General features: G+C 44.2%; 15 protein-coding genes, 1 tRNA gene and 1 pseudogene. 11 read left to right on the top strand and 6 right to left on the bottom strand.

Annotated elements, in window-relative coordinates; translation table 11 throughout:
- Positions 1 to 189 precede the first annotated feature (189 nt).
- Positions 190 to 468 (top strand): hypothetical protein, encoded by a 279-nt coding sequence (locus V6N89_RS07850; protein WP_338517064.1) that lies wholly within the window; start codon positions 190 to 192, stop codon positions 466 to 468.
- Between the two features lie 79 nt (positions 469 to 547).
- Here V6N89_RS07850 and kdsA read toward each other — a convergent pair whose 3' ends face one another.
- The 6 genes and pseudogenes from kdsA to hemA form a co-directional block, all read right to left on the bottom strand.
- A complete protein-coding gene (gene kdsA / locus V6N89_RS07845; RefSeq protein ID WP_338517063.1) occupies positions 548 to 1,402 on the bottom strand; it encodes a 3-deoxy-8-phosphooctulonate synthase in 855 nt (284 codons plus the stop codon).
- A gap of 18 nt (positions 1,403 to 1,420) precedes the next feature.
- Entirely contained in the window at positions 1,421 to 1,792 is a 372-nt protein-coding gene (locus V6N89_RS07840) for a SirB2 family protein (protein WP_338517062.1), read from the bottom strand.
- Between the two features lie 145 nt (positions 1,793 to 1,937).
- Positions 1,938 to 3,512 (bottom strand): annotated as a pseudogene (locus tag V6N89_RS07835) (DUF3369 domain-containing protein).
- Between the two features lie 105 nt (positions 3,513 to 3,617).
- A complete protein-coding gene (gene prmC, locus V6N89_RS07830) occupies positions 3,618 to 4,472 on the bottom strand; it encodes a peptide chain release factor N(5)-glutamine methyltransferase (RefSeq protein ID WP_338517061.1) in 855 nt (284 codons plus the stop codon).
- Positions 4,473 to 4,474: 2 nt separating this feature from the next.
- On the bottom strand, positions 4,475 to 5,560 hold the full coding sequence (gene prfA, locus V6N89_RS07825; protein ID WP_338517060.1) for a peptide chain release factor 1: 1,086 nt from the start codon (positions 5,558 to 5,560) through the stop codon (positions 4,475 to 4,477).
- Positions 5,561 to 5,575: 15 nt separating this feature from the next.
- Positions 5,576 to 6,850: a glutamyl-tRNA reductase gene (gene hemA / locus V6N89_RS07820; protein WP_338517059.1), complete on the bottom strand. Its 1,275-nt coding sequence runs from the start codon at positions 6,848 to 6,850 to the stop codon at positions 5,576 to 5,578.
- Positions 6,851 to 6,993: 143 nt separating this feature from the next.
- Here hemA and lolB point away from each other — a divergent pair, with 143 nt between their 5' ends.
- The 10 genes from lolB to V6N89_RS07770 all read left to right on the top strand — a co-directional run bounded on the left by lolB (position 6,994) and on the right by V6N89_RS07770 (position 13,840).
- Positions 6,994 to 7,623: a lipoprotein insertase outer membrane protein LolB gene (lolB, locus tag V6N89_RS07815; RefSeq protein ID WP_338517058.1), complete on the top strand. Its 630-nt coding sequence runs from the start codon at positions 6,994 to 6,996 to the stop codon at positions 7,621 to 7,623.
- On the top strand, positions 7,608 to 8,480 hold the full coding sequence (gene ispE, locus V6N89_RS07810) for a 4-(cytidine 5'-diphospho)-2-C-methyl-D-erythritol kinase (RefSeq protein ID WP_338517057.1): 873 nt from the start codon (positions 7,608 to 7,610) through the stop codon (positions 8,478 to 8,480). Before lolB ends, ispE begins: the two co-directional genes overlap by 16 nt.
- Positions 8,481 to 8,513: 33 nt before the next feature.
- Positions 8,514 to 8,589 (top strand) — tRNA-Gln (locus V6N89_RS07805).
- 33 nt (positions 8,590 to 8,622) lie between these two features.
- Positions 8,623 to 9,570 (top strand): ribose-phosphate pyrophosphokinase, encoded by a 948-nt coding sequence (locus V6N89_RS07800; RefSeq protein WP_338517056.1) that lies wholly within the window; start codon positions 8,623 to 8,625, stop codon positions 9,568 to 9,570.
- A gap of 172 nt (positions 9,571 to 9,742) precedes the next feature.
- Positions 9,743 to 9,961, top strand: a complete 219-nt coding sequence (locus V6N89_RS07795; protein ID WP_346993619.1) for a hypothetical protein — start codon at positions 9,743 to 9,745, stop codon at positions 9,959 to 9,961.
- Entirely contained in the window at positions 9,948 to 10,214 is a 267-nt protein-coding gene (locus tag V6N89_RS07790) for a hypothetical protein (protein WP_338517054.1), read from the top strand. Before V6N89_RS07795 ends, V6N89_RS07790 begins: the two co-directional genes overlap by 14 nt.
- Before the next feature lie 189 nt (positions 10,215 to 10,403).
- Complete coding sequence (locus V6N89_RS07785; protein WP_338517053.1) at positions 10,404 to 11,030, top strand: 50S ribosomal protein L25/general stress protein Ctc; 627 nt, start codon at positions 10,404 to 10,406, stop codon at positions 11,028 to 11,030.
- A gap of 5 nt (positions 11,031 to 11,035) precedes the next feature.
- Entirely contained in the window at positions 11,036 to 11,617 is a 582-nt protein-coding gene (pth, locus tag V6N89_RS07780) for an aminoacyl-tRNA hydrolase (RefSeq protein WP_346993618.1), read from the top strand.
- A gap of 41 nt (positions 11,618 to 11,658) precedes the next feature.
- A complete protein-coding gene (gene ychF / locus V6N89_RS07775; protein WP_346993617.1) occupies positions 11,659 to 12,750 on the top strand; it encodes a redox-regulated ATPase YchF in 1,092 nt (363 codons plus the stop codon).
- Between the two features lie 139 nt (positions 12,751 to 12,889).
- A complete protein-coding gene (locus tag V6N89_RS07770; RefSeq protein WP_338517052.1) occupies positions 12,890 to 13,840 on the top strand; it encodes a peptidylprolyl isomerase in 951 nt (316 codons plus the stop codon).
- Positions 13,841 to 13,971 lie beyond the last annotated feature (131 nt).

The raw sequence follows: 13,971 nt of genomic DNA, 5'->3' as shown, positions 1-13,971 counted from the left end.
CGCATGATATAATCATTAGTTTTTCTAATGACCACCCATACTTTAACTCGTTTTATTTTTACACCAATACTGACTACTATTTGCTCGAAATTTAAAAAGAGCATTGAATTTCAGAGTTTTATACAGCTCAATTGTTAAACATTTTAACAATTTAAAACATATTTTTAATTATTTTTATTAGGTGTGAAAATGAAAAAATTACTACTAGCTAGCGTGTCTGTAATGGCATTCGCAAGTGCCGCTGCAAATGCTAACGCACAACCAGAAAAGATCAATCTTCAATCACTAATCAACACTGCCATGACGAGTGTAAAAATGGCAGACGTGCTTCCTGAAAACGACGCACATATTCTTGTAAAAAAGCAATCTAAAGCAATATTAGCAGAAGCAACACAGGTGAAGTTACACGAAAACCTTCTTGCTATGCGCAAGCGTGAAGAGAGCGTCAACGTCGCCGAAAGCGAATAAGCCACTCTCACACCTGATACGGATGCTTATGCTTGCACCTAAGATACGCCATCAATTTATCCGCCATATTTAATATACATTACGTATTGCTTGTATCTAACGCTTCAAACCCTTTCACAAGTTCATCTAACGCTTTCATTTGTTGTAAATAAGGTTCAAGTTTTGCCAGCGGTAAAGCACAAGGACCATCGCATTTAGCTTCATCTGGATTTGGATGTGCTTCAATAAACAAACCAGCCAAACCTAACGCCATTCCGCTTCGCGCTAATTGCGCTGCTTGCGCACGACGACCGTCAGCAGATGTAGCACGACCACCAGGCATTTGCAGTGCATGTGTAGCGTCAAAAATAACAGGCGCATAGGCCTTCATGGCATCCATACCTAGCATATCAACCACGAGATTGTTATACCCAAAGCAACTGCCGCGCTCACATAAAATAACATTGTCATTGCCTGCTTCACCAAGCTTACCAATGATATGGCGCATTTCATGTGGTGCTAAAAACTGAGGTTTCTTAACGTTAATCACATTGCCCGTTTTGGCCATAGCAACAACGAGATCAGTTTGACGCGCCAAGAACGCGGGTAGTTGAATTACGTCAACCACCTCTGCAACAGGTGCCGCTTGATGAGGCTCGTGTACATCGGTAATAAGTGGAACATTGAAGGTAGATTTTATCTCTTCAAAAATGCGCAGCCCTTCTTCCATACCGGGCCCGCGATATGAGGTCACTGACGAGCGATTTGCTTTATCGAATGACGCTTTGAATACATAGGGAATATTCAATTTTTGCGTTACTTCAACGTAGTGCTCAGCAATACGCATTGCTAAATCACGAGACTCCAGTACGTTCATGCCACCGAAAAGTACAAATGGCAAATGGTTAGCAACTTCTACGTCACCAACGCGAATAATCTGTTGAGATTCAGACATGTTTGTATCCAAAATTATCTAAAAAAGAGGCTGTTTGGTGACGGCAACCATAGCAGTCGCCATCAACACTGCAAGCGCTGCTACAAAGAAGCTCCAGCGACCTATCGCTGTTTTGGCTTTTTTGAGCGCGAACAAACCAAACACAATATATAAAACCACGCCAATGACTTTAAAAGTCAACCAAGCGTTTACGAATGGGTATTGTGAAAGAATAACACAAAGCCAAATTGCGCTGGCAAGTAAAACGGTGTCAATGATGTGCGGCAGTACTTTCACCCATTTTTTCGACAAAGCCTCAGCATTAAACTGTGACCATATAAACCTAAAAATGAAAAATAGAATACTCAGTGCAACTGCCGTCAAGTGAAGATGTTTCGCCATTATATACATGGAAAATGTCCTATTTTTGTTTGTTGTTTTATATAAAAAAATACAGGTGCAAATGCACCTGTAATTATCGTCAATTTAAGCGCATCGCGTTACGCTTTTCTTCAGTTTCTGCTCTGTTTGTATGATTATCAAACAGGGTTGCCAACTACGCCTGCTTTTCATCATCAGGATAACGCGCTTGTATGGCCAAAAATGCCGGAAGGTCATTAAGTAATAGCGAAACCAGTTCGGGGTCAAAGTGCTTTCCGCTTTCTTCTTGTATGACCGACTCTACTTTATCTATCGTCCACGCCTACTTATACGGACGTGCGTTTATAAGGGCATCAAACACGTCTACCAAAGTCGCTATTCGGCTTTCAACTTTTATTCCCATTGCAGCCTTTCCATCGGGATAGCCTTTACCGTCCCAGCGCTCGTGATGTTCCTTTGCGAGCGTTGCTGCCAACTGAATGGTTGGCCTACTAGAACTTTTTAAAATTTGATAACCAAACTCTGCATGCTTACGAATCTCAAAAATTTCGTCCTCGGTAAGTGGAGTAGATTTATGAAGAATCGACTTTGGAACGACCGATGTCCCAATATCATGAAGCGGGATAGCAAGCTTAAGCGCATTGACTTCTTTTTCGTTCAAGCTAGCTTTCTGTCCTAACAGAGCCGACATTTCAACCATACGTTTGATATGATTTGATGACTCAGTATCGTGCTCTAACACTTTTCCTAAGCGTTCGATAATTTCACGCTGTGTAGCCTCAACATCCACGGTTTTTAACACGTTATCGAAAGCAAGCTGTACACTGTCTGAAAAGCGCTTAACGAGGTGCCTGTCACTTTCACCAATCCGACGTGGAAGGCCCGACAAATAAAGTAGCGCCCCTTTATGCGACTTACTATTACAGTATGCTACCACGTGATCCTCGGCATACACGATTCGCTTGTCACGCATAGCCTGAGCGCAAAGCGCATATTCTTCAGCACTGATTGCTTCTTTTAGTGCTTTGCCTTCTTTGTTGGCATATTCGCCATTGCCAGCAAAGACATAAAGTTCATCTTTGCCCATAGCACTATTAAAATTATTTAGCGTCCTTGACGTTGTCGCCACAGCGGTAGTGATATAGGCCGCATCTTTCGAGCACCCCAAAATAGAGGCGAGCTGCTGGATAATTCCCTGCATGAATTTTTCAAGCGAGCGAGAAGAAAACAAATCTACCGATGCATCGATAATCTTTTCAAGACCACGGCGATTTTCTTCAATAACAATAATATCGCGATAGGAACGCAAGGCAGCAATGATTACGGTGAAAAGCTTTTGTGCTGTAAGTTCGGTTTTTGATTTATAGTCGTTAATATCGTAATTGATAATAACGTCTTTTTCAGGCGCCTGCCCTGGTTGGCCAGTACGTAAAATAATTCTTGTAAAGTGATTGTCCATTTCATTGCGAATAAACTCAGCAACCCGAAGGCCTGCATCGTCAGTTTCCATCACAACATCAAGTAGCACGACCGAGATATCGTCGTGATCTTGGAAACACTGACGTGCTTCTTCTCCACTATATGCACTTACAAATTCGAGTGTTTTGCCATTCAAACTAAAGTCATTGAGTGCAAGTTTAGTGACGGCATGTACTTCTGGCTCATCGTCAACGATGAGAACTTTCCAGCTACCCAGATCATCTATTTCTTTGTCATCGTCATCGTCTGCGAATAGAAAATCATCGTTCATCTAATACATCCTGTAAGGTAAGAGATTGTTTAGCTTTACACTTTTTGTTTTTATCGAGCGTTGAATCTTTACGCTTTACACAATATAAGCAAGCTCGCACATTTTTCAACCACTAATTTGTCCAAGGGTCACTCGATCATTACCGCCATAATCCTTATAGGACACCACATCAATAAATCCAGCTTGACGCAAAAGTTGCTGGACTTGCTCAGCTTGGTCGAAGCCATGTTCGAACGCTAACATCCCACTAGCCTTTAAAAAGCTAGGGGCGCTATGAATAATGTGCCTAATATCGTCCAAACCGTCCACACCAGAGGTCAGGGCTGACGATGGTTCAAACCTCACGTCACCTTCCAACAAATAGGGGCTTGTTGTTTCTATATACGGAGGATTTGACACAATGGCATCAAATTTATATCCATCGAGCGCACTGAACCAATCGCTTTGTATGAAGGTCGCGTTTGTTATGCTGTTGCGCTTAGCATTGGACGTCGCGAGATGAACAGCTTCGTCAAGAAAATCGACACCAATGACTCTACATTTTGGCAGTTCAGCAGCAAGTGATAATGCAATTGCACCAGTGCCAGTGCCCAAATCACATATTTCAAGCTCATGGTTTAAGTGCGACTGACTGGGTTGTTGCAACCAGGCTAGTGCACGCTCAACAAGAACTTCGGTATCCGGACGAGGAATCAAGGTATGTGGCGATGTGCCAAGCGACAGTGTCCAGAAATCTCGTTGGCCAATAATGTAAGCAACGGGCTTACCTGCTTGCCTTTCTTTAACGGCGTGCTCGAATTGTTGCTGTTGCTGCGGCGAGAGTGTTTTATCTGGCCATGTAAATAGGTATGTCTGGGACTGATTGAGAATATGTGCCAACAAGACTTTAGCGTCAACCGAGGGCGACTCACCGCCCTCAAGTTGAGAGATTGCCCAGCCAAGGGCGGTGTCGATACGCATCTTTACTCGTCAGAAAGCGAGGCAAGAAGGTCGGCTTGGTGCTCCTGTAAAATAGGATCGATAAGCTGTTTCAAGTCACCCTCAACCACCTCATCTAAGCGATAGATAGTAAGGTTAATACGATGGTCTGTTACGCGACCTTGAGGAAAGTTGTATGTGCGGATGCGCTCTGAACGGTCACCACTACCCACCAAACTTTTACGGGTAGAAGCCTCTTCAGCGGCTCGCTTTTCTTCTTCAATCTGGTTCAGTCGCGCTTGCAAAACAGACATCGCCTTTGCTCTGTTTTTATGCTGTGAACGCTCATCCTGACATTCAACTACCAAGCCTGAAGGCAAGTGAGTTATACGAATAGCCGAGTCCGTTTTGTTAACGTGCTGACCACCCGCACCAGAAGCACGGAATGTGTCAATGCGAAGCTCAGCCGGGTTTATCTCAATGGCTTCTGACTCTGGAATTTCTGGTAATACCGCCACAGTACACGCTGAGGTGTGAATACGGCCTTGTGACTCAGTCTCTGGCACACGTTGAACGCGGTGACCGCCAGATTCAAATTTCATAACACCATAAACACCATCACCACTTATGTTGGCGATAACTTCTTTGTAGCCCCCGTGTTCGCCTTCGTTGGCATTCACAAGTTCGACGCGCCAGCCTCGGCTTTCAGCATAACGGCTATACATTCTGAATAAGTCACCAGCGAAGATAGCGGCTTCATCGCCACCCGCTCCAGCACGGATTTCTAAGAAACAGTTGTTATCGTCATTAGGGTCTTTCGGCAATAGGAGTACCTGAAGCTCAGTCTCAAGACGTTCGATGTCCGCCTTGGCTTCCTTCATTTCCTCTTGCGCCATTTCACGCATTTCTGCATCGTCTTCGTTTAGCATTTCAAGAGCAGATGATAGGTTTTCTTGTGCCTGTTGATAGGCATTGAACCCTGCTACAACGTCTTCTAATTGGCTAAACTCTTTTGACAGATTGCGAAACTTTTCTTGATCGCCGATAACTTCAGGATCACCAAGCAGGGCCTGAACTTCTTCGAAACGCTCAACGAGGTGCTCGAGCTTTCTTACTACCGACTCTTTCATATTCGTCTTTTTACCTTATTTATTATTTTCTGACGTATGGTCAGACAATGCTAATGCTTGCCCCATCCAGCGACTTAACGCGGGGTCATCGTGCATGGCTGCTTCGCGCAACGCCAACGTGGTTGGATGTAATAGCGCATTAGTTAATTTATACGCCATTTCTTCTAATACCGCTTCGGCATTTTTACCTTCAGCCAACTGTGTTTTGGCTTTTTCGACAATATCGTCACGCTGCGCCATGCCTTTTTGACGGTATTGCCTTACTAAATCAATGGATTGTTGTGACTGCTTCCATGTCATGTAATCGCCAGCTTGCCTATCAATAAGCTTTTCAGCTTCAATAGCGGCTTGCTCTCGATTTTCTAAATTTTTCTGTACGATGTGCTGCAAATCATCAACAGTGTATAGATAGGCATCACCTAACTCGTTAACTTCTGATTCTATGTCTCGCGGCACAGCCAAATCGACTAAGAACATGGGCATGTTCTTGCGCTGTTTTAACGCCTTCTCTACCATGCCCTTTCCTATTAAGGGTAGCTGACTGGCGGTAGAACTGATCACAATATCAAAGTCTTTTAAGTGCTCAGGCACTTGAGAGAGTGTATAGACTGTAGCACCCAGGGTTTCAGCGAGAGTTTCAGCTCGTGCGACCGTTCTATTGGCGACCGCAATTTTATCAACACCTTGCTCTTTTAGGTGCTGTGCCACTAATTCTATAGTTTCCCCCGCACCAACGAGCAAGACCGAGCGTTTAGGTAGCTCGGCAAAGATATGTTTTGCCAATTGTACTGCTGCGTATGCAACACTGACAGCATTTGCACCAATATCAGTTTCGCTTCGAACCCGCTTTGCCACCGAAAATGTATGTTGAAACAGTTTGTCAAATTCGCTGTTTATCATTCCCGAATGCTTAGCATCACCGTAGGCCTGCTTAACTTGTCCTAATATCTGAGGTTCACCTAGTATCAAAGAATCTAAGCCACTGGCTACACGCATTATATGCTTAACCGCATCGTCTTGGGCCAGTACATAGCTATTATTGGCTATTTCCGTCACATCGAGATGATGAAAGTCACTCAGCCATTGAAGTAACTTCTGTCCACTTTCATCTTGAGTATTGACATACAACTCTGTGCGATTGCAGGTTGAAACAATAACCGACTCGTCAATCCCGTCTAACTTTTTTAAGCTCGCAAGTGCTTCCACCAAAGAGTCTGGTGTAAAGGCCACTTTTTCACGCAATGCGACTGGGGCTGTTTTGTGGTTAATACCAAGGGCGAGTAAAGTCATTAAAATCTGTGCTGGCAACGTCGGAGCGGCATTGTACGAAAAAGCCAAAATGATTGAAAGTGTTGGTGAAACTGTGTTCCCATATTGTCATTAAACATTAAGCTCTCGTTACATTCATTTTACTATTAGGTAAAACCACTGAAATGATTCGTATTTTCCTGTTTTGTACAACCATCGCCCTTGCATTAGGCGCATGTACCTCCCTACCTACTGGGCCTGACACTGCGGTTAATCTAACTTCACAACTACAAAAAGTAGCACAAGTTCAAAAATGGCAAATGCGCGGCAAGATTGCATTTAGACAGGGTAAAGAGGCAGCAAGTCTAAATCTAGTATGGAAAAACGATTCCGGTAATTTTGAATTTCGATTAGCGAATTTTCTTGGGGTAAGCATGGTGGATTTAAACGTCGATGCCTCGCAATCCGTGCTAGAGGCTGACGGAAACACCTATATAGATGCCGAACCTGAACCACTGATATATCAAATTACTGGCATGATTATTCCCGTGAATTCATTGCTCTCTTGGGTTAAAGGGCTTCCTCTTCGAGACGATACCTATACGCTTACGGAAAAGGGGCTGGTGAATACACTTAAAAGCCAATGCGCACTTTGCCGAAACTGGCGCGTGAGCTATGGCAATTACGGCAGTGTGGAAACCAGCAATGGCGAGAGTGTATGGCTACCGCACAATATTACACTCACTCAGCCTGAAACATCTGAAACGCCGAAAACTCAATTAAAAATAAAAATTTACGAATGGACACTTCAGTGAAAACCCTAAACCCAACATTTGATTGGTGGCCATCTCCGGCCAAGCTTAACTTGTTTCTTCATATTCTTGGGCGATACGACAATGGCTACCATCAGCTTCAAAGCTTGTTTCAAATGCTCGACCATGGCGATCAACTAGCCTTTACAATAGAACAAAATTCGACCATTAAAATGAGCGCACCGCTTTCTGGCGTAGCCGATGACGACAATCTCATTATAAAAGCAGCACGTTTACTGGCCGAAAAGACACAATGTACGCTTGGCGCGACGATAACTCTTGATAAATGCCTCCCTATGGGGGGAGGAATAGGTGGCGGTTCTTCAAATGCAGCAACTACCTTAGTGGCCCTTAATCACCTATGGAACACGGGTTTAAGTGAAGATGAGCTGGCAGCATTGGGGTTGTCACTTGGTGCCGATGTGCCTATTTTTGTGCGCGGTTTAACGGCATTTGCTGGCGGTGTTGGAGAGGAGATTAGCCCCGCGCCACAACCTGAAATGTACTATTTAGTTGCCAACCCCAATGTACATGTGAGTACGGCGGAAGTGTTCACAGCACCTGAGCTGCCAAGAAATACGCCTGCAATTCAGTGGCAAGACTATAAATTCGAAAAAACTCACAACGATTGTCAGCAATTAGTCGCGAATCGCTATCCCGAAGTTGCAAAATTATTACAGTGGTTGGTACACTACGCACCGTCGCGAATGACGGGCACAGGTGCCTGCGTGTTTGCCACTTTTTCCGACCGCGCTGTTGCTGAACAAGTTCAGGCTGAAATGCCTGACAATTGGCAGGGTTTTGTTGCAAAAGGTGTAAACCGCTCACCACTATTAGATAAATTAGAACAACAAAAATAGCGTGTACGCCACATCGGACAAGAACTTAAAAATTGGGGTATAGCCAAGTTGGTAAGGCAGCGGGTTTTGATCCCGCCATTCGTAGGTTCGAGTCCTGCTACCCCAGCCAAACCTCTTTTATCAACGCACTGAGGAACCACTTGTGCCAGATATGAAGCTCTTTGCAGGTAATGCCGTACCAGAACTTGCCCAGAAAGTTGCCGATCGCCTCTATACCAAACTTGGAAATGCCAAAGTTGGCCGTTTCAGTGACGGTGAAATCAGCGTAGAAATTCATGAAAACGTCCGTGGCTCGGACGTTTTTATTATCCAGTCTACCTGTGCGCCTACTAACGATAACCTAATGGAAATGATCGTGATGATCGACGCACTGCGTCGAGCATCTGCTGGTCGTATTACGGCGGTTATTCCCTATTTTGGTTATGCACGTCAAGACCGTCGTGTTCGTTCAGCTAGGGTGCCTATCACTGCGAAAGTAGTGGCAGATTTCCTATCTAATGTTGGTGTTGACCGCGTTCTTACCATCGACCTACACGCCGAGCAGATTCAAGGGTTCTTTGATGTTCCTGTTGATAATGCGTTCGGAACACCTATCCTTCTTGCTGATATGGTAAGAAGAGACTTTGTGGACCCGGTTGTTGTGTCGCCTGACATTGGTGGTGTTGTACGAGCTCGCGCAACGGCCAAATTGTTAAACGATACTGATTTAGCCATTATCGACAAGCGTCGCCCTAAAGCCAATGTTGCTCAGGTGATGAACATTATTGGTGATGTGAAAGACCGTGATTGTATTATTGTTGACGACATGATTGATACTGGTGGTACGTTAGCAAAAGCGGCAGAAGCGTTAAAAGCACATGGTGCTCGTAAAGTCTACGCTTATGCAACACACGCTATTTTCTCAGGTAACGCGGTAAACAATTTAAAAGAATCTGTGATTGATGAAATCATCGTGACAGATTCAATACCGCTAAGCGCCGACATGCAGAAAATGGGTAAAGTAAAGCAGCTTACTTTATCTGAAATGCTGGCAGAAACGATTCGACGTATCAGTAACGAAGAATCTATCTCGGCCATGTTTGAATACTAAAATAAATGCTAAAGAAAAAGGTGAGCTTCATGCTCACCTTTTTTATTTGTCTGCTTGCCCAATCGTAAGCAACTTCCCATCTCTCAAATTCGCGTTATACTCGTCTTTTATCGATTGTGCGTCACACAACACTGTGTTGACAGGCTCGGACACCTAGTATTAAGGACGAAAAATGAAAACAAAAAAGCGCTACTTACTTACCACCCTAGCCACATCTTTACTACTTTGCGCATGTAGTGACAATGATGAAACACCCACAAGCGAGCAAGTGGACAAAGAGGCGATGTCAGCCCAAGAAGCACAAACATCACCTGATCAAGAAATGCCTAAAACGTTAATTGCGGAACCTAGTAGAACAAGCAGCGGCGACAGAATCTATGGAAAAAAATGAAGTTACGCTAACAGGAAGCATTATCTATAAAGATTTAGAAGGCGGCTTTTTTGCGTTTATTGCAGAAAATGGCGATCGCTACACGCTTCACGGTCTGGATGAATCGCACCAGAGAAACGGCTTAATTGTCGAAGTGAATGGCGTAACCAAGCCTGATGTGATGACCTTCACTCAATTTGGCACCGTCTTGCAAGTTAAAGACATAAAAGTACTCGATTCCAGTAAGGTTATAGAGAACAAACCCACACATTAATGCCAGCTCTCGGTTGGCGTTTTTTGCTCACTATCAATTGTATGTTTGATGCTGTGGTGTTAGAATTCGCCGCCCTTGAAATTCGGGGTGGTGTAAAGACGTGCTTTTTTATCACGGACTAACACGATTTAACAGTAGGTTTTGGTCGCAAAAACCTACACCATTAGACTTTATAATTGGAGACAGACAATGTCTGAAGCAATTTTTAACCTAGACGCATCTGTTCGTTCAGACCTAGGGAAAGGTGCGAGCCGCCGCCTACGTCGCGAAGATAAGCTTCCAGGTATCATTTACGGTGGTGAAGAAGCGCCAGTTTCTATCACTCTTGCTCATAACAAAGTATTTCAAGCTTCTGAATTTGAAGCGTTTTACTCTCACGTTCTTACTTTGAACGTAGACGGTAAAGCAGTTGAAGTTCTTGTTAAAGATATGCAACGTCACCCGTACAAGCCAAAGATCATGCACATCGATTTCCAACGTGTAATCGCTGGTCAAGCTGTACACACTAACGTTCCAGTACACTTCATCAACGAAGAGTCATCTGCAGCGGTTAAAGCTGGCGGTGTTGCTGAGCATCACCTAACAGAAATCGAAGTGACTTGTCAGCCTAAAGATCTACCAGAGTTCATCGAAGTAGACATGGCAGGCGTTGAAATGGGTCAAACACTACACTTGTCTGACCTAACACTTCCAGCTGGTGTAGCTTCTGTTGAACTTGCTAAGAACGACGAAGCACACGACCTAGCGGTTGTAACTGTTAAGCCTGCTAAAGGCGCAGCAGCTGAAGACAGCGAAGAAGAAGCTACTGAGGAATAATCCTCTTGGCTGATATTCGCCTTATCGTGGGTCTGGGTAATCCAGGCCCCGAATACGACAATACCCGACACAATGTAGGTGAATGGTTTCTAAACCAACTTGCCGACACCTATAACGCCCCGCTAAAACCAGAAACAAAATTCTTCGGTAAAACGGCTCGCATTACAATTGCAGGCAAAGACATTCGATTGCTCTACCCCACCACCTTTATGAATAAGAGTGGTCAAGCGGTTGCAGCACTTGCTAACTTCTACCGAATTGAACCAGAACAAATATTAGTTGCGTTTGACGAGCTCGATTTACCTCCAGGTGTAGCAAAATACAAGGTGGGTGGCAGCTCTAGTCAGAACGGCGTGCGTGACATTGTGGCTAAAATGGGTAACAACAAGAATTTTTTACGTTTGCGTATAGGCATTGGGCATCCTGGCCACAAAAGCCGTGTAACAGGGCACGTGCTAGGTAAACCACCTGCAGATGAAAAAGCAGCAATTGAAAGCGCGATTGATGAAGCGGTTCGCTGCACCGAAATTCTGCTTAAAGAAGACCTAAAGCAAGCGCAGAACAGGTTACACTCGCATAAAGCGTAACCGATTAACAGTGATTACTTTTCCAGACAAGGATCCATACCATGGGTTTTAAATGCGGTATTGTTGGCCTACCGAACGTAGGTAAATCAACACTTTTCAATGCATTAACTAAAGCGGGTATTGAAGCGGCTAACTTTCCCTTCTGTACCATCGAACCGAACACTGGTGTAGTACCTGTGCCAGACCTTCGTTTGGACAAGCTAGCTGAAATTGTGAATCCTCAGCGCGTTATTCCTACCACCATGGAATTCGTAGACATTGCGGGGCTAGTTGAAGGCGCGTCTAAAGGTGAAGGTCTTGGTAACAAATTCTTGGCTAACATTCGTGAAACTGACGCAATTGGCCACGTAGTTCGCTGCTTTGACGATGAAAACATCGTGCACGTTGCTGGTCGCGTTAGTCCGAAGGACGACATTGACGTTATCAATACCGAGTTAGCACTTGCTGACCTTGAAACGACTGAAAAAGCCCTTCACCGTGTAGCAAAACGTGCTAAAGGTGGTGACGCTGACGCCAAGTACGAAATGAAAGTACTTGAGAAAATTAAGCCGCACCTAGATGAAGGCTTACTTCTGCGTTCACTTGAACTAACCAAAGAAGAACTTGCTGCAATTAGCTACATGAACATGCTTACGCTTAAGCCTACCATGTATGTCGCGAACGTTAACGAAGACGGTTTTGAAAACAACCCATATCTTGATCAAGTGCGCGAGATTGCCGCTTATGAAAATGCAACGGTAGTGGCAGTGTGTGCTGCTATTGAAGCAGACATTGCTGAGCTTGAAGATGATGAGCGTGAAGAATTCATGCAAGACATGGGCTTAGAAGAGCCAGGCCTTAACCGCGTTATTCGTGCAGGTTACAGTCTTCTGACTCTGCAAACCTACTTTACTGCTGGTGTAAAAGAGGTGCGCGCATGGACATTCCCTGAAGGCTCTACAGCACCTCAGGCTGCAGGTAAAATTCATACCGACTTCGAAAAAGGCTTTATTCGTGCAGAAATCGTAAGTTACGACCATTATGTAGAGTTTAATGGCGAACAAGGTGCGAAGGACGCGGGTAAATGGCGTTTAGAAGGTAAAGACTACATTGTAAAAGACGGCGACGTTATCCACTTCCGTTTTAATGTATAAAAGCGTTACCTTGATGTGTGAGCATCAATGACAAACTATGCTTAAAGCCACCTGTTCAGGTGGCTTTTTTGTTTTAAGTTTGAGCAAACCTAAACACCCTGATATAAAAGTGTTTTCACGTCTCATCAACGGAAGCGAAATGAGTAGAAACACCGTATCTGACAAAAAAGCAGCCACCATTAAGCGTTTTACGCTAAAAACACTTATTCTGATGTCGTTGGGCGTGCCAATAGCAACGCTACCTGCGCTTGCTTCTGAACCTAGCGAGAAGTTGGCAAAAACAAGCCAATCCACTGTAAACAGTAACACCGATAAATGGTTTGAAGTAGCTCAACAACAAACCGTCACGTTTACTACACCATTAGGTGATGTGGTTATCGCGCTACACCCAGCCCTTGCACCTAAACATGTCGCTCGGTTTAAAGCGTTGATTAATGCTAAATTTTACGATAATCAACATTTTTACCGCGTTGTTGATGGTTTTGTCGCACAAGCAGGAAGTAATGACAGCCATGATGCTACTAAATTCGAGCCTGCACTTTTGTCCAATATTGACGCTGAATTTACGCTGCCACTTTCTGGGAACGTTGTATCAATTGAAAACAAAGATATGTTTGCCCCTGAGACCGGTTTTTTGGACGGGTTTGCTGTGGGCATCGACAAAGATAAACAACAAATGTGGGGGTTACATTGTCCAGGTGTGGTTGCTTTTGCGCGTAACAGCGAAAAAGACACCGCGAGTACTGAGTTTTATATTGTGATTGGTCAAGCGCCGCGACACTTAGACCGAAATATGTCTGTGGTCGGCCGTGTTGTTAAAGGCATGGATATATTACAAAAACTACCGAGAGGAAATCTTGCGAATGGCGGTGTACTCGATACACTGGTTGAAAACAGCACTATTGTTAGCGCAAAAGTACATAAGCCCCAAGATACCCCGTACTTTATACAGACTACCAACAATGAAGAGTTTAAACAGCGCATTCACATAGGTAGAACGCTGGACAACCCGTTTTTTCACGATAACAGTTATGGCCCTCGCCCAATCGACGTGTGCTATCACCAAACCAAAGCGACGACGACACCATAAACTCAATTATTTTGATTGGCATGGAATTAAAATACGGTTTCAAAAGTACGAGGCCGTATTTGTACATCGCGGTTTAGCATTAAAACATTGTATAAAACTTGTCCACCGTGCTTTATTGGTGCTGCCAACCA

Source organism: Alteromonas gracilis, from assembly GCF_036870955.2.
Taxonomy (GTDB): domain Bacteria; phylum Pseudomonadota; class Gammaproteobacteria; order Enterobacterales; family Alteromonadaceae; genus Alteromonas; species Alteromonas gracilis_A.
Note: the sequence above shows the minus strand (reverse complement) of the source record. Positions and strands in the feature narration are given on the sequence as shown.